Origin of the sequence: Stenotrophomonas sp. CASM106, assembly GCF_049384825.1 — a bacterium.
GTDB lineage: Bacteria > Pseudomonadota > Gammaproteobacteria > Xanthomonadales > Xanthomonadaceae > Stenotrophomonas > Stenotrophomonas muris.
Window position 1 is genome coordinate 1 of sequence record NZ_JBMRFS010000012.1, and the last position, 17,989, is coordinate 17,989.

Sequence of the window (17,989 nt, forward strand, 5' to 3'; positions counted from 1 at the left end):
CGGCCATCCGGTACGAGCCAAGACTGCGCACGTTTTACTCTGGCCTGAAGGCCAAAGGCAAAGCGAGCAAGGTGGCGCTCGTGGCGGTCATGCGCAAAATGCTGGTGATCCTCAACGCCCGTAAGCGGGACGCCGAGGTGGCCCTCGGCTGCCCCTGACAAGACAGTTGCTACTGCAAATCCTGAAATCCCGCGACGTCTGTCGCGGGGTTTTTGTCAGCAGCCTTAAGCGGTTTCCCAGGGAACCGGGCGCCCCATTCCCGACACATCGCTGCCCGCTCCGAGCACCCGACAGTGATTCCAGTAGTCATCTTCCGAGCCCTCAAGGCTGTCGAGATGCAGGCGGACGGATGGGATAGGCCAGCTGTGTTCCATTGCAGCCAGCGCGATCAGCTGTTCGCAAACGTCTTCGTCCGGTGCATCCAATCCGGACAACAAGCGCTTGAATGCTTCATAGAACTCTTCCTCGGGATCGTTCAGGGCGGCAATTTCGTCCATTTCGATTGAAATGAACTCATACGGTGCGTCTTCAATCACCCGCTCGAGCATGTTCACGTACGGAGCAAGATCACCGATACCCTTGAATGCCTGGATGACGCCTGTGCGGCGGCGCCGAAGGGTTTCGAGCACTTTCTGTTTGGGTGCCGAAGGTGCCTGTCCGATCACAACTTCGCCATCGACTTCGAAATCAGCCCGCTGGAAATCCTCGGGCGTGAAAAGCGCAGGCCACAGCAGCGGTATGCAGTAGACATCATTTGCCAGCGTCTGCACGTCGGAATCGTAGTCCTCGGCAAAACTGGGATAGATGCCCGGCGAGGGGCTGCAGCACAGGTAGGAGCGATTGGACATGGATGGGCCCGCAAAAGCCCAGAGCATGGACATCGGTTGCCAGCAATACCATCAGATTGGTTGCAAATTGAGAAGTGAACGTGGCTGTCCGTTTCGACCTCGTTGGTCGCACTGTGCGCTTGGCTGACCGGCCCGGTGCGCCGAACAGGTATCATCCCTGTTCCGCGTACTTCACAGGATGTGAACGAAACGCGGAACCTCCTCCCCCAGGACCCCTTGCACGCATGCGCATCCTGCTTGCCCGCCACGGCGAAACGCCGTGGAACGCCGAAGGCCGCTACCAGGGCCAGATCGACATCCCGCTTTCGCCGATCGGTGAAGCCCAGGCCCAGGCCCTCGGCGCCCGCCTGGCCTCGGTGGACATCACCCGTGCCGTCGCCTCGCCGCTGTCGCGCGCGCAGCGCACCGCGCAGCTGGCACTCGGTGCCGCCCGTGCCGACATGTTGCTGACCGAGCCGGAGCTGCAGGAAATCGCCCACGGCGAGTGGGAAGGCCTGCTGGCCAGCGAAATCAACGAAAAGGACCCGTCGCGCCTGAAGGCGTGGCGCGAGGAGCCGGACACCGTGCTGATGCCCGGCGGTGAATCGCTGCGCCTGGTGCTGGAGCGCAGTTGGCGCGGCCTGGCCCGCGCCACCGAAGGCCTCGGCGAGCACGACACCCTGCTGGTGGTCGCCCATGACGCGGTCAACCGCGTGATCCTGTGCAAGGTGCTGGGCCTGCCGATCTCCCGCCTGTGGACCTTCCGCCAGGCGCCGACCACGCTCAACCTGCTCGAAGGCGCCGACCTGGACAGCCTGGAAGTGGTGCGCCTGAACGACTGTGCCCACCACACGCCGTTCTTTGGCGAAGCCAAGCACCGCGCACTCTGATCCATCCCCTCGCATCAACTGCTTCTGCTGGAACCGCTGCCGTGACGAACACCCCGACCACCCTGGCCGACTGGCTGGACTACATTGAACGCCAGCACCCGGCGACCATCGACATGGGCCTGGAGCGTGTGCGCGCCGTGGCCACGGCGATGGGCCTGGGGGCGCCGGCCCAGCGCACCATCGTGGTCGGTGGCACCAACGGCAAGGGCTCCACCGTGGCCTTCATCGAAGCCATCGCGCGTGCTGCCGGCTGGAAGGTCGGCGCGTACACCTCGCCGCACCTGCTGCGCTACAACGAGCGCGTGCGCATCGACGGCCACGATGTGGAGGATGCGGCGCTGGTCGCCGCCTTCAACACCATCGAGGCCGCGCGTGGCGATATCACGCTGACCTATTTCGAGTACGGCACGCTGGCCGCGCTGCAGCTGTTCGCCGACGCCGGGCTGGACCTGGCGGTGCTGGAAGTGGGCCTGGGCGGTCGCCTGGATGCGGTCAACATCGTCGACGCTGACGTGGCGGTGATCACCACCGTGGACATCGACCATGCCGAATGGCTGGGCGGGGACCGCGAAGCGATCGGCACCGAGAAGGCCGGCATCATCCGTGGCTGGAAGCCGGTGATCCTGGGCGAGACCGACCCGCCGTCGAGCGTGCTCGCACGTGCCTACCTGGTCGGCGCCAACGCGATCCGCGGCGGCAGCGATTATTTCTACGAACCAATCGATGCCCAGCGCTGGCGCTGGCGCGATGTCGGCCTGCGCATGGAACTGCCGACCCCGGCGCTGGCCGGCCCGATCCAGCTGGCCAACGCGGGTGCCGCCATCGCTGCGCTGCGCGCGCTGGACAAGCCGGTGCCGCGTGCGGCGTGGGCTGCTGGTGTCGCGGCGGCGCGCATCTCTGGCCGCCTGCAGGCGTTCGAGCGTGACGGCGTGCAGGTCCGTGTCGATGTCGGGCACAACCCGCAGGCGGCGGGCCAGCTGGCGCGCGCGCTGAAGGCCGAAGCGTCGGCCGGGCGCACCCTGGCGGTGTACGCCGCGCTGCAGGACAAGGACGCGGTGGGCGTTGTGCAGGCGCTGCAGGACGTGGTCGGCGAGTGGACCCTGGCCGGACTGGACGGCCCGCGCGCGCAGAGTGCTGCCCAGTTGCAGGCCCGCCTGGCCGGTACGGCGGCGGCCAAGGCCCAGCGCGCTGATACTGTCGAGCGGGCGCTGGCACAGGTACTGGCCCAGGCCGGGCGCGGTGACCGCGTACTGGTGTTCGGCTCCTTCCATACCGCCGCTGCCGCGCTGCAATGGTTGCAGGGCGCCGCCTGATCCGCGTTCAGCCAATGCCGACGCCGTCCGGTCCGGCACCCGTATAATCGACCGCAACCTCCGGACAGTTGCCGCCTCACGTGGATACGCCTCTGAAACAGCGTCTGATTGGTGCCATCGTGCTGGTGGCGCTGGCCGTGATTTTCCTGCCGATGCTGGTCAAGGGACCGGCGCCGGACAGCGGTGTGGCCTCGGTGCCGATCGCCGCGCCGGACGCACCGGCCGATGGCCAGTTCGAAACCCGTGAGCTGCCGCTGGTTGCTCCGGCCGGTGGAGCCACCGGCCTGCAGACCGGGCAGGCCAAGCCGCTGCAGGAGACGGCCGCGCCGGCTACGCCGCCGACCGTGGACACGTCTCCGGCGGTTGCCGCCGGCAACTTCGCCGTCACGTTTGGCGCCTACGGCAGCAAGGCCGACGCCGATGCGGTGATCGCCTACCTGCAGCGCTCGCAGCTGCCAGGCTTCGCCGAAACCACCACCATCAGCGGGCGCCAGGCGTGGCGTGTGCGTGTCGGGCCGTATGCCGACCGTGCCCAGGCCGAAGCCGCGCGCCTGCAGGCGGTCAAGATCCGCGCCGATGTGAAGGCAGAAGTCATCACCCTGGATGCGGCGGCAGGCAGCAGTGCGACGGTTGCCGCCACGCCGGCGCCGACCACCAGCACCCCGGCCGCGGCCACCGCGCCGTCGGCCACCAGCAACCCGGTGCGCAGCGAAAGCCTGCCGCCAAGCACGCCGACGGCGACCACCAAACCAGAGCCGCCCAAGCCGGCACCGAAGCCCGAGGCTCCGAAGCCGGACGCCAAGCCCGAGCCGAAGCCGGAGGCCGCCGCCAACAAGCCGGCGCCTGCCACGCCGACAGCACCGGCGGCCAGTGGCGTCGGCTTCGCCGTGCAGTTGGGCGCGTTCGGCCAGGCCAACGATGCCAACGCGCTGCGCGACAAGGTCCGCGCCGCCGGCTTCAGTGCTTTCGTCGAGCAGGTACGCACTGAAAAGGGCACGCTGCATCGCGTCCGCGTCGGACCGGTGGCCAACCGCGCTGACGCCGAGCAGCTGAAGGCGCAGGTCGCCGCCAAGGTCGGCGTGGCCGGCATGGTCCGACCGCACCCATGATCCACGCGCAGGCCCGTTGCCAGCGCCGCCGAAGGAGCGGGGCGCCATGATCGACGTGGTGCTGCTGATCGTGATCGCCGCCTCGACCCTGCTCGGGATGCTGCGTGGCTTTGTTGGAATCGTCATCGGCACGCTGTCGTGGCTGCTGGCCGCGTGGGCGGCCTTCGCCTTCGGCAACGATGCGGCACGCTGGTGGGCGGCCCCGGCCGCACCCGGCGGCGAGCATTTCGTTGGCGGCTACCTGGGCGTGGGCATTGGCGTGATGATCGTGGTCGCGGTGATCGGCATGGTCATCAAGGCGATGATCCATCGCAGCATGCTGACCAGCCTGGACCGGTTGCTGGGCGGCGTGCTGGGCGCCGTGCGTGGCGGCCTGATCGCGGCGATCCTGGTGCTGCTGGCCGGCTTCACCCCGCTGACCGCCGAACCCTCCTGGAAGCGCTCGGCGGTCCGCCCGGTGCTGAACCCGGCCGTGGCCTGGATGAACGGGAAGCTGCCGCACTGGCAGGTGCCCGGCGCCGATCTGCTGCCCAAGACCTTGCCGACCGACATGCTGTCCCCATCTGCATTGATGGAGCTGGGGAAGAGCGCAGGCGCCGATCTGGGAAAGCCGGGCGCAGCAGGCGATAATGGCATCCTCAACCAGGTAGTGGCGGGCAGCGGATGGCTGCGGCCCGCGAAAGCGGAACAGGGCGACGCATACGATCCGGCCGAAGTGCGCCCGGACGCCCCAGCACTGCCAGACAGTATCGAGCCGGGCGATCCGGCCAATGTCGACCGCAGGCGCGGCGACCACCGCGGCCAGGTACGGCCACCTTCCTTGTAACTGGGCACAGCCCAGCGGAGACTTCGCACCATGTGTGGCATCGTCGGAATCGTCGGCAACCAGAACGTCGCCGGGCAGTTGTATGACGGCTTGACCGTTCTCCAGCATCGCGGCCAGGATGCCGCGGGCATCGCCACGGCCAATGGCAGCCGCCTGCGGGTGCAGAAGGCCACCGGCCTGGTCCGCGATGTGTTCGATGCACGCACCATGTCCACCCTGGAAGGCAGCGTCGGCATCGCCCATGTGCGCTACCCGACGGCCGGCTCGGAAGGCATGGACGAGGCGCAGCCGTTCTATGTCAACTCGCCGTACGGCATCGCGCTGGCCCACAACGGCAACCTGATCAACACCGAGGCGCTGCGCCAGCAGGTGTTCGAGCAGGACCGCCGCAACGTCAACACCGATTCGGACAGCGAAGTGCTGTTGAACGTGTTCGCCTATGAGCTGGAACAGCAGCGCCAGCTGAGCCCGGAAGCCGCGATCCGCGCGGTGGCTGGCGTGCACCGCCGCTGCAAGGGCGGCTATGCGGTGGTCAGCGTGGTGCTGGGCCTGGGCCTGGTGGCCTTCCGTGACCCGCACGGCATCCGTCCGCTGGTGCTGGGCAAGCGCAGCCATGCCGAGGGCGACGAGTACATCGTGGCCTCCGAGTCGGCCGCGCTGGACGTGCTGGGCTTCCAGCGCGTGCGCGATGTGCAGCCGGGCGAAGCCCTGGTGATCACCGCCCGCGGCGAGCTGTTCTCGGAAATCTGCGCCGAGCCGGCCGAGCACACCCCGTGCATCTTCGAGTACGTGTACTTCGCGCGTCCGGATTCGATGATCGACAACGTCTCGGTGCACAAGGCGCGCATGCGCATGGGCATCAAGCTGGGCGAGAAGATCCTGCGCCTGCGCCCGGACCACGATATCGACACCATCATCCCGATCCCGGATACCTCGCGTGATGCCGCGCTGGAGATCTCCAACGTGCTCGGGGTGAAGTACCGCGAAGGCTTCATCAAGAACCGCTACATCGGCCGCACCTTCATCATGCCGGGCCAGGGCGAACGCGTGAAGTCGGTGCGCCGCAAGCTCAACCCGATCCACCTGGAGTTCCGCAACCGCGTGGTGCTGCTGGTGGACGACTCGATCGTGCGTGGCACCACCAGCCAGCAGATCGTGCAGATGGCCCGTGATGCGGGCGCGCGCAAGGTCTACCTGGCCAGCGCGGCACCGCCGGTGCGCTACCCGAACATCTACGGCATCGACATGCCGGCGGCCGAAGAGCTGGTCGCGCACAACCGCACCGTGGAAGAGATCGAGGCCCACCTGGGCTGCGACTGGCTGATCTACCAGGATCTGGAGGACATGGAAGCGGCGGTGAGCGAGGGCAACCCGGCGCTGCGCAACTTCGATTCGTCCTGCTTCAACGGCCACTACCCGACGGGTATCGAGCCGGGCTACTTCGAGCGCATCCAGCAGCTGCGTTCGGACGACGCCAAGCACAAGCGCCGCGCCTGAGGTCCAGGCGTGGTCGATGTACCCGACGTTGGTGGCGACCTGCTGCGCGCGGCGCAGCGGTGCCTGGCCGAAGCCGACCCGCTGCGCAAGGTCGCGTTGACCCAGGCGTATGCCGCCGCGTTCCGTGCCGGCCGCCTGAAGGTGGCTGCCGATGCGCCGCCGCCGGAACCGATCCGCATGCCTGGCCGGCCGGCACGGCTGGTGCTGGTGCATCCGCGCGAAGTGCCCCGGCGCGGGCTGGGCGGCGTGGAAGGACGCGCCGCCTTCATCCACGCCATCGCCCACATCGAACTCAACGCGATCGACCTGGCCTGGGATGCGGTGTACCGCTTCCGCGGCCTCCCGCCAGCGTTCCATGCCGACTGGGTCAGTTGTGCCGACGACGAATCGCGGCACTTCATGCTGCTGCGCGAGCGCCTGCAGGCGCATGGTCACGACTACGCCGATTTCCCCGCGCACAACGGCCTGTGGGAAATGTGCGAAAAGACCGCGCATGACGGCCTGGCGCGCATGGCCCTGGTACCGCGCGTGCTGGAAGCGCGCGGCCTGGACGTGACACCGGGCATGATCGAGAAGCTGCGCAATGTCGGTGATGGTGAAACCGCCGACGTACTGGAAGTGATCCTGCGCGAGGAAGTGGCGCACGTTGCCGCCGGTTCGCGCTGGTACCGCTGGTACTGCGATCGCGCCGGCGTCGAGCCGCGTGCGCGCTTCAAGGCGCTGCTGGTGGAATACGCCGGCGGCTACCTGCACGGGCCGTTCAACATCGAAGCGCGCCTGCTGGCCGGCTTCGACGCCGACGAGCTCGCCAACCTGGTCGAACAGGCCGGTTGAAGAAAAGGGGACGGAGGGGATTAAGTCGTTTGTGCCACAAACGACTTAATCCCCTCCGTCCCCTTTTTCATGCGTTGGGCAGCACCACGCGCTTGCCATCCACGGTGGGCCGGTTGATGTAGAACAGGCCGGGACCGGGCCGGTAGGGCAGTTCGCTGACGCCGGCATCGGCGGCATAGGTCAGGGCGGTGTCGCCCAGCGCGTCGAAATTCCAGTGCGCCGACTGCATCAGGTAGCGTCGGCGCAGCAGCGCCTCCTGGGTCTGGGTCAACGCCTGCCCTGCCACCAGCCGCCGTGCGATCGGTTGCAGGGCCGACGGCAGTTCCCAGCCGGGAATCTCGGCAGCGCTGGCGCGCCAGGTCACGCCGGCATCGATGGCATGCTGCTGCATCACCTGCAGCGCGATCAACTGGTAGCGCCAGTCGATGCGCCGCCGCAGTACCACGGCGGCAGTCACGTACAGCACCGGGGACAACAGCACGCTGCGGCTGCCGGCGCGGCGCTGCTGCTGCCACTGGTGCCAGACATCCACCCACACTTCCTTTTCGTCCACGCCCAGCTGCTGCCGCCAGCGTTCGGCATCGGCCTGCGTTTCAGCGTAAGCCGTGGTGGCCTGCAGCATCGCCAGCGGGGGAATCTGGTAGTCGGCAACGGCGGGGCGGCGCAGCTGCTGGCGACGTGGGCGGCTGAGCAGCTTGGGGCCTTCCTCCAGCTGGTTGTAGCCTCCGCCGATGTTGGCGTGCACGCCGGGCAAAGCGATCTCGGTGAACGGCGGTGCCACCGTGGTCAGCGGATAGTGCTGGCGATGCTCGTCGCGCGCGGTCAACTGCACCACGCGTGCAGCGATGCCACTGGACAGGGCAAGCTGCGGTTGTTCGTCGGCGCGGCCACCACTGACCGCAGCCACGGTATCGAACAGGCCCATGAATCGCAGCACCGGAAGGGCAGGGGCGAAGTCCGGCGTACAGACCAGGCCGGACGACTGCAGCAGTTGCCGCCAGCGCGTGGTATCCCAGCCCTGCAGCTGGTTGGCGATATCACGTGCGGCGGCAGCGCCTCGAGAGAACCCGAACAGATCCAGCTGCACGCGACGCAGCGGTTGCCGCCAACGCGTGGACAGTTCTGCAAGCGCAGCCGGCAGCACCACCTGCAGCGCGCGCTGCACCTTTGCGCGGACGCCGCTGGCGCCGATACCGAACGCCAGTCCGATCAGGTCGTCGTCGGCGTCATCGCGGGTACCAACACCTTCCACGTAGATCGACAGCGAAGGCGTGGCCATCGCATCGCGGCGGCTGTCCGGGTACAGCTGCTGCAGGCGTGCGATGTTGGTCAGGCCGTTGTCGTAGCTGCTGGTCAGCCGGCTCTGGTAGGTCGAATCATCATCCGCACGCAGCTGCGCCGGGCGCGGTCGCGGCTGCTGTGGTCGACCACGCGCGAGGTTGTGCGCGTTGTTGCGGGTGCCATCGAAGAACAGGCCGATCCGCAGCAAGCCGACATCTTCGTCCGTGTCCTGCGATGGTGCCATGTGCATTCCCCGTCGTGGCTGCGTCACGGTAGCGCGAAAGTGGTGTGTTGGCGAAGTGTAGTGACGCTTTTGACCTGACTGAACGCAGATGCGGTGGATCACAAATCCTGACTTTCATTCCACTCGCCTATTGAATTCACACGAGCCGCGCAGGCCATATGGCCAAACCCGGCAAACCGGGTCGTGCTGCATCAACGCTGTTCACATCATTCAAGGAGCGACGCAATGTTGTCCAGATCGATTGGCAAAGCGGCAGGTGGCCTGGTGTTGGGTTTGTCGGTGGCGGCGGCCGCGCATGCGGCACCGTTGTTCGAGCCGGTGACGGTCATCAGCCGCGCATCGGCAAACAGTGAGCCCGCGCTGGGCAAGCTGCTGGCCACTCCGTCCACCGCGACGGTACAGGAAGTGCGCGTTGATGCAGCCGCGACTGCACAGCCGCAGCTGGAATTCGAACTGCTCGGCCAGCGCGTGCAGGCCGTGCGCAGCAAGGTTGAAGCGCTGCCCGATGGCGGCAGCATCTGGTACGGCCAGTTCCGTTCGCCCTCGGACAAGCTGACCGCGGCCACCTCCAACGGCCAGGACGACCCCGGCAATTCGCTGATCCTGGTGCGCTCGGGCGATACCATCACCGGCTCGATCCGCAAGGATGGAAAGCTGTACCGCCTGCGCCCGCTGGGCAACCGCCACGTGCTTGTGGAAGTGGACGAGTCGCGGATGCCGGCCGACCATCCGGCCGATTACAACCAGCTGCCGAAGATCCCGATGGGCAACAACGATCGCCTCGGCATCGCGCAGGCCTCGTCCGGCACGCCGGCCACCATCCGCGTGCTGGTGGTGGCGACCAATGCCGCCGTCGCCGCCTATGGCGGCAACATGCAGTCACTGGTGCAGCTGGCCGTGGCCGAATCGAACCAGGGCTATGTCAACAGCAACGTCGGCATCACCATGGAACTGGCCCGCTACGAAACCACCAGTTACACCGAATCGGGCAGCTTCGATACCGACCTGGCGCGTTTCCGTGGCACCAGCGATGGCTACATGGACAGCATCCACACCAGCCGGAATACCTACACGGCTGATGTGGGCGTGCTGCTGATCAACAACACCGCCTACTGCGGCCTGGCCTCGGGCATCGGCTCGACGGCGTCGACCGCGTTCGCGGCCGTGTACTGGGATTGCGCGACCGGCTATTACTCGTTCGCGCACGAGATCGGCCATCTGCAGAGTGCGCGGCATGACATCGCCACCGACTCGAGCACCTCGCCCTATGCCTATGGCCACGGCTATCGCTACGAGCCCGCCACCGGCACCGGCTGGCGCACGATCATGGCCTACAACTGCACCCGCAGCTGCCCGCGCCTGAACTACTGGTCCAACCCGAACATCAGCTACAACGGCATCCCGATGGGCAATGCCAGCACCGCCGACAACCAGCGCGTGCTGGTCAACACCAAGGCCACCATCGCGGCCTTCCGCTGACTGTCCAGGCGCCGACCAAGGCCGGCGTCTACCCGGGCGCATGCACCTGCTCTGGTAGATGCCAACCTTGGTTGGCACCTTGCGATCCGTTATTCGCGCGCCAGCGTATCCAGCGTCCAGCCGCTGGCATCCACGCGCAGCACCGAACCCTGTTCGTACCAGTCACCCAGCACGATGCGGGTGCGCTCGCGACCACCGGCCTGCAGCGTGTGGATCGCCGGCCGATGGGTATGGCCATGGATCATGGTGTCCACGCCATGGCGCACGAAGGTGGCATCGACTTCGGCAGGGGCCACGTCGGTCACCGACTCGAACTGCGCACGATCGTCCTGCTTCATCTCGGACTGGCGCGCCTGGCTGGCTTCGCGCGCCTTCTGCGCGAACGCGATGCGTGCGGCCAGCGGCTGCGACAGGAACTGCGCCTGGAATACCGGGTCGCGCGTCTGTGCACGGAACTGCTGGTAGGGAATGTCATCGGTGCACAGCAGGTCACCGTGCTGCAGCAGCACCGCGCGGCCGTACAGTTCGATCATGCACGGGTCGGGCAGGATGCGCAGGCCGGCACGGCGCGCGTAGTCCTCACCGAGCAGGAAGTCGCGGTTGCCGCGGATGAAGTACACCGGCACGCCGCTGTCGGACAGCACCTTCAACGCATCGGCCACCGTGTCGGCGGCGGGCGAGGGCGTGTCGTCGCCGATCCAGGCCTCGAACAGGTCGCCGAGGATGTACAGCGCATCGGCGCCGGGCGCCTGCTCGCGCAGGAAGCGCAGGAACAGGTCGGTGATCTCCGGACGGCTGGGGTCCAGGTGCAGGTCGGAAATGAACAGCGTGGTCATGCCCGCATTCTAGGCCATCAATGATGACGGTAGCGCCGCCGGTATTGTGGGGGTCAGATCTCTTTTCCGAAGGAAAAGGATCTGACCCCGGGGCTATACCGGCAGCGGCAGCCAGGTCAGGCTGGCCGAAGCCAGCAGGACGGCGATGCCCGTGGCGGCAAGCACGTCGGAGGGGTAGTGCAGGCCGAGCACCACCCGTGACAGTGCGACGCCGAGGGTGAACGGCACCAGCAGCGGCGCCAGCCACGGGTAGTAGGCCAGTGCCACGATGGTGAACGACACCGCATGCAGGGTGTGTCCGGAGGGGAAACTGAACTCGTCCAGCGGCGCCACCCAGGCGCGGATGCGCAGGTCGGCCGCGTAGGGCCGCGGGCGCCGGGTCCAGCGCTTGAGGACCTTGTACAGCAGCAGCGCGGCCAGGCCCGTGGCGGCCATGTGCACCGAGGCGCGCAGGCCGTCGAAGCCGTCCAGCACCACCAGCGCGGCCATCAGCACGTACCAGAACACGCCATCGCCGAGCCGGCTGATGACCGCGAACAGGCGACGCACGCGGCGCCGCCGGCAGTAGTGGTTTGCGCGCCGGCACCAGCGTGCTTCGCGCCCGGCCAGCAGCTCAAGCGGCGTAGTGCGCATGGCCGTTCCTCCGCGACTGTGCCAGTTCGGCCAGCAGTGCATCGAACTCGGCCACCACCTGTTGTGGATGCAGGCGCTTCATCGCGCGTGCGGCATTGCCGCCCAGTTCGCGGCGCTGCGCGTCATCGGCGGCCAGTCGCACGGCGGCCTCGATGAACTGATCGTCGCTGTCCACGGCTGCGCCGTTCTCGCCATTGCGCAGGTACTCGCGCGCGGCGCCGTAGTCGAAGGCCACGGTGGCCACACCGCTGGCCATGCTTTCCAGGGTCACGTTGCCGAACGTTTCGCTGCGGCTGGGGAACAGGAACAGATCGCCGCTGGCGAAGTGCCGGGCCAGCGCATCGCCGCGCTGGATGCCACAGAAGATGAAGTCGGGGTTTTCATGTGCCAGCTTCTCGCGGGCCGGGCCATCTCCGACCCACACGAAGCGTGCCTTGGGCCGGATCTGCTGCAGCCGGCGGAATGCCTTCACTGCCAGGCCGAGGTTCTTTTCAGCAGCAATGCGGCCGACATAGATCGCCACCAGGCCGTTGCCATCCACGCCCCATTCCTCGCGCAGCGCGGGATCGCGCCGTCCCGGATCGAACTGCTGGCTGTCCACCGCGCGGGCCAGCAGGCGCACGCGCTCGAAGCCCTGTTCGCCGAGGAACTGCTGCAGCTCGCGGGTCGGCACCAGGGTGGCATCGGCCTGGTTGTGGAAACGGCGCATCCAGCGCATGGCTGCGGCCTGCAGCCACGCCACGCCGTAGTCGGGCAGGTACTCGTCGAAGCGGGTGTGGAAGCCGCTGGCGACCGGAATGCCGAGGCGGCGCGCAGTGCGCAGTGCCGACCAGCCGAGCGGACCTTCGGTGGCGATGTAGACCGCATCCGGGCGTTGTTTCTGCCAATGGCGGCCCAGCCGGATCGGCGCCGGCAGTCCGAAACGCAGGCCGGGGTAGCGGGGCAGGGCGGCGCCGGGAACCAGCAAGGTGCCGGGTGCCGAATCCAGCGCTTCGCTGGACTGGCGGGGGCGGACCAGGTCGATCTCGTGCCCGGCTGCGCGCAGACCTTGTTCCAGCCCCTGCACGGTGAGGGCGACGCCGTTCACTTCCGGTGGATAGGTCTCGGTGACGATGGCATAGCGCATGGCGGGCCTCCGGGTTTCCGGCATGCTCGGGCCTGGCGATGTAGCCGACATGACCGCTTTGCGACCATCAGATGACGGCGGCGCCGGCCAGCGCCTGGGCGCGGCGGCCAATAAAAAACCACGGCCCCGAAGGGCCGTGGTTGTCGTGCTTCACCTGACAGCGCGATGGATCAGAAGCGCTGCTGGTACTTCATGTAGACGAAGCGGCCGATATCGTAGCCACCGTAGTACGAGAAGGCCGAGTTCGGCTTGCTGTACATGACCGGGCCGGTCTTCTCGAACACGTTGTTGGCACCGACCGACACGGTGGCGTCCCACGGCAGCGAGTAACGCACCTGCACGTCGTGGAAGGTGACCGCGCCGCGCTCGTTGTAGTTGCGTGCGCCCTTGTACCACGGTGCGTACACACCCGGATCCGAGCACTCGTCCGGGTACAGCGCGATGTTCGAGCAGGTTTCCTTCACGCCCGAATAGTAACGCGCGGTCCAGCTCGCGCCGAAGTTGCCCCGCTCGTAGCCCAGCACCAGGTTGGAACGGACGCGGAAAGCGCTGCCGATGCCGTTGGTGACGATCGGGACGATCGAGCTGTCGTTGGAGGTGCGGTAGGTCGCACTGGACACGTAGGTGGTGGCCGAGTTCACGTTGAACTTGCCGAACCGGGTGTCCAGACGGTAGCTCACGTCCAGATCGTAGCCTTCGGTTTCCATGAAGCCCGCGTTGCGGTTGCCGAACTTCAGGTTGGTCACGATGCCGGTCACCGGGTCACGCTGGAAGCGCGAGCAGCGCGCGTCGATACCCGATTCGTAGCAGTCCTGCAGGATCTGGGTCGGCGTGTCGGCGATGATCGTGTTGTCGATGCGGATCTTCCACCAGTCCAGCGAGGCGTTGAAGCCCTGGATGAAGCTCGGGCTCCAGACCAGGCCCAGCGTCTTGCTGGTCGAGGTTTCCGGCGTCAGCAGCGGGTTCGACCCGGAGGTGAACGGCACCGGGGTCGCGTCCGTCGACGTGTTCACCGGGGTGCCACCCTGGCGCAGCTGGCGGAAGGTATTCGCATTGGCGATGTCGCGTGCGCAACGTGCACGGACTTCCGCGCTGGAGGCCGAGGAACCGAAGCGGGTGTCGCACGGATCGCTGAACTGCGCGAAGGTCTCCGAACCACCACCGAACAGGTCGCTGATGGTCGGTGCACGGAAGCCCTCGGCCCAGGTGCCACGCACCATCAGCGAGTCGATCGGCTTCCACTTGAAGCCGAACTTGCTGTTGAGCGTGTTGCCGAAGGTGTTGTAGTCCGAGAAGCGGGTTGCGCCATTAAAGGTCAGTTCCTTCGCGCCCGGCAGGTCGGCCAGCACCGGAACGTTCACTTCCAGGTAGGCCTCGTTGACGGTGTAGTCACCGCCGGTCGGGCCCGCGGCCAGGTTGGTGGTCGCGCCGGTCTGGGCCAGGGCATCCGGGGTGTACTTGCCTTCTTCCTTGCGGCTTTCCACGCCGAACGCGAAGCCCAGGTCGCCAGCCGGCAGGGTCACGATGCTGCCAGCGATGTTGGCAAAGAAGTTCTTGGAGGTGGTACGGCCCTTGGTGATCTCTTCCGGGAACAGCCACGCCTGCAGTTCTTCGTTGCCGTACAGGCCATCGGCAGCCGTCGTGCCGTACGGCACCAGCGGGTTCCACGGCTTGCACACGTCATAGGAGATCGGTGCAGCGGCGGTGCCGCACTGCACCTTGCCGGTGGCGGCGTTGTAGAACGACGGGCCGACGCCGCCGGCGACGCGACCCTTGTGCAGGTTGCCGGTCGCCACCGATTCCAGTTCATTGCGGTTGTACTGGTAACCCACTTCCCAGTCGAAGTAGCGGCTGCCGATCTCGAACGAACCGTCGAACGACGCCACCGCGCGGTAGGTCTTCAGCTCGCTGGTGGTCACGCGCGGCACTTCCCAGGTGCGGCGGTTCCAGGCCACGGCGGTCGGGGTGGCATACCCGTGCTGGCGGCCGAACGGATTGAAGTAGCTGTTGATCGACATCGAGCCGACACCGGCGGTGCTCGACTGCAGCGGATAGCCCGCGATCTGGCGGGTGGACTCACGCTGGTTGTAGCCCAGCTCGGTGCGGAAGTTGACGTTGTCGGTGATCTTGAACCGGCCGTCGAAATAGACCGAGTCGCGCTTGACCGGATACATCACGTGCATCTGGTCGTTGGCGTTGCTCACGTCACCGGTGAACGGCGTGCTATCGGTGAGGTGGTAATTGGCCGGGTTGGTGGGATCCGCGCCGCGGTTGAGGGAATAGCCGCAGCCCGCAGTGGCGGTACAGCCCGGGCCGCGCAGACCGGTGAACTGGCCGTACTGGCTGATCGTGGTCCAGTTGCTGCTGTCGTACGGATGGCGATCGGTCATGCCGTACTTGCTGAAGCCGCGATCGCGCGCCCACACGCCCTTCTCTTCGGCATGCTCGGCGGACAAGGTCAACGACACGCGATCGTTGCTCCAGCCGGCGACCACGTCGAAGCGGTCACGTGCGCCGTCGCCCTGGCTGTACTGGCCGTGATAGACGTTGGCGGTCACACCGGTGACATTGGAGCGGGTGATGATGTTCACCACGCCGGCCATGGCGTCGGAGCCATAGATCGCAGAGGCGCCGTCCTTCAGCACCTCGATGCGCTCCACGGCGGACACCGGCAGCGTGGAGATGTCCTGGTAGCCGGAGGTGCTGATGCCCATGCGCTTGCCGTTGACCAGCACCAGCGTGCGCTGGGTGCCCAGGTTGCGCATGTCGATGTAGGTGCCACCCGCGTTTTCACCCGCGGTCAGCGCATTGGCGCGGCTGATGGTCGGGCTGCCCATCGCGGTGACGTTCTGCAGGATGTCGGCAACCGAGCTGAAGCCCTGCTTTTCGATGTCGTTGCGGCTGATCGCGAACACCGGCTGGGCGGTTTCCACGTCCACCTGGCGGATGCGCGAGCCGGTGATCTCGATGCGGTCGAGGTTGGTGGGAGTGGCGCTGCTGCCGTCCTGGGCAAACGCAGGCACGGCGGCCAGCGCTGCGGTGGTAGCCAGGGCGTAGCGGATGGCCTGCCCCAGTGCGGTGGTGCGTGAAGTCATGGCGAGCTCTCTCTCTCAGGTCGTGCAAAGGACGCCAAAGTGGGCGTCGAAGGAGCCAGCAGGGTCGATGACCGAGCCGGTGACCCGATAGTAGTCTCGTTAGTTAATGCTCTGTAAAGGGTTCGTATCCATTTATGTCACAGCGGACCGCCGCCCTTCACAAAACGTGAACAAAAGCAGGCGCTTACGTGATGGTCGGGACGCCCCGTACCCCGCCGCTGTGTTGCGAAGCAGCACAAAAAACCGCCAGACTGCGCAAAGTGGGGGTGCGAAGTGCGTCACTCCTGCTGTCCTGTGGACAACAGGCGACGGCGTATTCAGGCTACGAACGGACGGAACTGGATGCCCAGCCCGGCGATCCCGTCGGTCTCGCCGATCAGGTCGGCGCGCAGCAGCGGACGGGCATCGATGAATGCCTGCGGCACGATCAGCGACAGCCGGTTGTCGTCGGCGGTCAGTTCCAGCGCCGGCAGCGGGTCGTCCTCATGCGCGCGGTTGAGCAGCACCGCCAGCCGCAGCAGGGCCGCCAACCGGCGCGCGGTCAGCAGCAGTCGCTCGGGCAGGGCGTCGAAGGCGGTCTTGGTCACGCTGCGGCGATGGCTGCGCACCAGCGCGGCCAGCATCTGCTGTTCCTGGCGGGAGAAGCCGGCGATGTCCGAGTGCTCCAGCACGTAGCTGCCATGCACGTGGTAGCCGCTGTGGGCAATCATCAGGCCCAGTTCGTGCAGGCGTGCGGCCCAGCCGAGCATGCGCGCATCATCGGCATCGAGCTTCCAGCGTTCCTGCACCTGCTCCAGCAGTGACAGAGCAGTGTCCTGCACGCGGTCGGCCTGTACCGTATCGATACCGTAGCGCTGGCTGAGCGCGGCCACCGATTCATCGCGCAGGTCGTTCTCGCCGGCACGGCCGACGATGTCGTAGAGGATGCCCTCGCGCATCGCGGCCTTGCTGACCAGCAGCTTCTGCAGGCCAAGTGCCTGGAACGCCGCTTCCAGCACCAGGATGCCGCCGGCGATGATCGGGCGGCGGTCGCTGGACAGGCCCGGCAACTGGATGTCGTCGATCTTCTTGGCCTTCAGCAGCTCATCGCGCAATTGCGGCAGGGCCTCGGCGGTGATCGCGCCCTTGCTCAGCTTCATCGTCGCGCAGATCTCGCTGATCGCCTTGTGCGTGCCCGAAGAACCCAGCGCCTCCTGCCAGCCCAGCGCGCGGTACTTGCTGGCGAAGGGCTGGAACTCGCGGCCGATCTCGGCCAGCGCGTCCTTCCAGCGCTTCTTGCTGAGCTTGCCGCCGGGGAAGAAGCGCCGGGTGCTGGCGATGCAACCGGCCTGCAGGCTTTCGCGCTCCAGGGTCTGCATGCCCATGCCGATGATGAATTCAGTGGAGCCGCCACCGATGTCGATCACCAGCCGGCGCTGGCCGGGCTTGGGGGGTTGCGCGTGGGCCACGCCCAGGTAGATCAGGCGGGCTTCTTCGCGGCCGCTGACCACTTCGATGGCGTGTCCCAGTGCAGTTTCGGCCGGGACCAGGAACGACTGGGGAGAACGCAGCTGGCGCACCGTGTTGGTGGCCAGCGCGCGCACCCGATGCGGCGGCACATTGCGGATGCGCTGGCCGAAACGGGCCAGGCATTCCAGCGCGCGCTGCCGTGCGGCGGAAGACAGTCCGCCTTTGCCATCCAGCCCGTCGGCCATGCGCACCGTCTCGCGCAGGCGGTCGATCACCCGCAGCTGGCCGAGCGTGTAGCGCGCGATGACCATGTGGAAACTGTTGGAGCCAAGGTCGATGGCGGCCAGCAGGTCGCCATCCTGCAATGCGGGCGGAGTCGTGGAGGTATGCGGCATGGGCGAATGTTAGCCGAAGCGGTGGTGTGCTCGTCACCGCGCGGCCTTCACATTTTGGAAGGAGGCGTGCAGCAGGATTGCAAGGGGTCAGATCCCTTTCCCGCAGGAAAGGGATCTGACCCCGGGCGACCGCTGATCGAATCCCGACCAGCGGT

The 17,989-nt window shown here is 66.8% G+C and carries 14 protein-coding genes and 1 pseudogene; 8 read left to right on the top strand and 7 right to left on the bottom strand.

What is annotated here, in order from left to right; genetic code table 11:
* Positions 1-158: pseudogene (locus tag VG556_RS19820) on the top strand (IS110 family transposase); the annotation flags it as partial.
* A 66-nt stretch (positions 159-224) separates the two neighbouring features.
* Here VG556_RS19820 and VG556_RS19825 read toward each other — a convergent pair.
* Positions 225-848, bottom strand: a complete 624-nt coding sequence (locus VG556_RS19825; protein ID WP_100449386.1) for a hypothetical protein — start codon at positions 846-848, stop codon at positions 225-227.
* A gap of 224 nt (positions 849-1,072) precedes the next feature.
* Here VG556_RS19825 and VG556_RS19830 point away from each other — a divergent pair, with 224 nt between their 5' ends.
* The 6 genes from VG556_RS19830 to VG556_RS19855 all read left to right on the top strand — a co-directional run bounded on the left by VG556_RS19830 (position 1,073) and on the right by VG556_RS19855 (position 7,296).
* On the top strand, positions 1,073-1,717 hold the full coding sequence (locus VG556_RS19830) for a histidine phosphatase family protein (protein ID WP_014646078.1): 645 nt from the start codon (positions 1,073-1,075) through the stop codon (positions 1,715-1,717).
* Between the two features lie 41 nt (positions 1,718-1,758).
* Positions 1,759-3,030 (top strand): bifunctional tetrahydrofolate synthase/dihydrofolate synthase, encoded by a 1,272-nt coding sequence (gene folC / locus VG556_RS19835; RefSeq protein WP_100449387.1) that lies wholly within the window; start codon positions 1,759-1,761, stop codon positions 3,028-3,030.
* An 80-nt stretch (positions 3,031-3,110) separates the two neighbouring features.
* The gene (locus VG556_RS19840) at positions 3,111-4,139 is read left to right on the top strand and encodes an SPOR domain-containing protein (RefSeq protein ID WP_100449388.1); all 1,029 of its coding nucleotides are present in this window, start codon (positions 3,111-3,113) and stop codon (positions 4,137-4,139) included.
* A 46-nt stretch (positions 4,140-4,185) separates the two neighbouring features.
* On the top strand, positions 4,186-4,965 hold the full coding sequence (locus tag VG556_RS19845) for a CvpA family protein (RefSeq protein WP_014036126.1): 780 nt from the start codon (positions 4,186-4,188) through the stop codon (positions 4,963-4,965).
* 30 nt (positions 4,966-4,995) lie between these two features.
* A complete protein-coding gene (gene purF / locus VG556_RS19850; protein WP_005408246.1) occupies positions 4,996-6,462 on the top strand; it encodes an amidophosphoribosyltransferase in 1,467 nt (488 codons plus the stop codon).
* A 9-nt stretch (positions 6,463-6,471) separates the two neighbouring features.
* Positions 6,472-7,296, top strand: a complete 825-nt coding sequence (locus tag VG556_RS19855; protein ID WP_049407161.1) for a ferritin-like domain-containing protein — start codon at positions 6,472-6,474, stop codon at positions 7,294-7,296.
* Between the two features lie 67 nt (positions 7,297-7,363).
* Here the strand turns inward: VG556_RS19855 and VG556_RS19860 are convergent, their stop codons facing one another.
* Positions 7,364-8,821: a DUF2235 domain-containing protein gene (locus tag VG556_RS19860; RefSeq protein WP_111144186.1), complete on the bottom strand. Its 1,458-nt coding sequence runs from the start codon at positions 8,819-8,821 to the stop codon at positions 7,364-7,366.
* A 225-nt stretch (positions 8,822-9,046) separates the two neighbouring features.
* On the opposite strand from VG556_RS19860, the gene VG556_RS19865 reads away from it, so the two are divergent.
* Positions 9,047-10,300, top strand: a complete 1,254-nt coding sequence (locus VG556_RS19865) for a M12 family metallo-peptidase (protein ID WP_014646083.1) — start codon at positions 9,047-9,049, stop codon at positions 10,298-10,300.
* 89 nt (positions 10,301-10,389) lie between these two features.
* On the opposite strand, the gene lpxH is transcribed toward VG556_RS19865, so the two are convergent.
* The 5 genes from lpxH to ppx form a co-directional block, all read right to left on the bottom strand.
* Positions 10,390-11,136, bottom strand: coding sequence for a UDP-2,3-diacylglucosamine diphosphatase (gene lpxH / locus VG556_RS19870; RefSeq protein ID WP_032955937.1), 747 nt, complete (start codon positions 11,134-11,136; stop codon positions 10,390-10,392).
* Positions 11,137-11,229: 93 nt separating this feature from the next.
* A complete protein-coding gene (locus VG556_RS19875) occupies positions 11,230-11,769 on the bottom strand; it encodes a phosphatase PAP2 family protein (RefSeq protein ID WP_100449389.1) in 540 nt (179 codons plus the stop codon).
* Complete coding sequence (locus VG556_RS19880) at positions 11,750-12,895, bottom strand: glycosyltransferase family 4 protein (RefSeq protein ID WP_049407510.1); 1,146 nt, start codon at positions 12,893-12,895, stop codon at positions 11,750-11,752. The genes VG556_RS19875 and VG556_RS19880 overlap by 20 nt, the downstream gene beginning before the upstream one ends.
* A 170-nt stretch (positions 12,896-13,065) precedes the next feature.
* Positions 13,066-15,990: a TonB-dependent receptor domain-containing protein gene (locus VG556_RS19885; RefSeq protein WP_100449390.1), complete on the bottom strand. Its 2,925-nt coding sequence runs from the start codon at positions 15,988-15,990 to the stop codon at positions 13,066-13,068.
* Between the two features lie 317 nt (positions 15,991-16,307).
* Positions 16,308-17,834, bottom strand: coding sequence for an exopolyphosphatase (ppx, locus tag VG556_RS19890; RefSeq protein ID WP_032955928.1), 1,527 nt, complete (start codon positions 17,832-17,834; stop codon positions 16,308-16,310).
* Between the last annotated feature and the right edge of the window lie 155 nt (positions 17,835-17,989).

What these genes read in the sequence shown, in the direction of transcription:
- VG556_RS19825 (WP_100449386.1), bottom strand. Translation starts at nt 848, where the DNA reads ATGTCCAATCGCTCCTACCTGTGCTGCAGCCCCTCGCCGGGCATCTAT.
- ppx (WP_032955928.1), bottom strand. Translation starts at nt 17,834, where the DNA reads ATGCCGCATACCTCCACGACTCCGCCCGCATTGCAGGATGGCGACCTG.
- VG556_RS19860 (WP_111144186.1), bottom strand. Translation starts at nt 8,821, where the DNA reads ATGGCACCATCGCAGGACACGGACGAAGATGTCGGCTTGCTGCGGATC.
- VG556_RS19845 (WP_014036126.1), top strand. Translation starts at nt 4,186, where the DNA reads ATGATCGACGTGGTGCTGCTGATCGTGATCGCCGCCTCGACCCTGCTC.
- VG556_RS19880 (WP_049407510.1), bottom strand. Translation starts at nt 12,895, where the DNA reads ATGCGCTATGCCATCGTCACCGAGACCTATCCACCGGAAGTGAACGGC.
- lpxH (WP_032955937.1), bottom strand. Translation starts at nt 11,136, where the DNA reads ATGACCACGCTGTTCATTTCCGACCTGCACCTGGACCCCAGCCGTCCG.
- VG556_RS19885 (WP_100449390.1), bottom strand. Translation starts at nt 15,990, where the DNA reads ATGACTTCACGCACCACCGCACTGGGGCAGGCCATCCGCTACGCCCTG.
- VG556_RS19830 (WP_014646078.1), top strand. Translation starts at nt 1,073, where the DNA reads ATGCGCATCCTGCTTGCCCGCCACGGCGAAACGCCGTGGAACGCCGAA.
- VG556_RS19865 (WP_014646083.1), top strand. Translation starts at nt 9,047, where the DNA reads ATGTTGTCCAGATCGATTGGCAAAGCGGCAGGTGGCCTGGTGTTGGGT.
- purF (WP_005408246.1), top strand. Translation starts at nt 4,996, where the DNA reads ATGTGTGGCATCGTCGGAATCGTCGGCAACCAGAACGTCGCCGGGCAG.
- VG556_RS19875 (WP_100449389.1), bottom strand. Translation starts at nt 11,769, where the DNA reads ATGCGCACTACGCCGCTTGAGCTGCTGGCCGGGCGCGAAGCACGCTGG.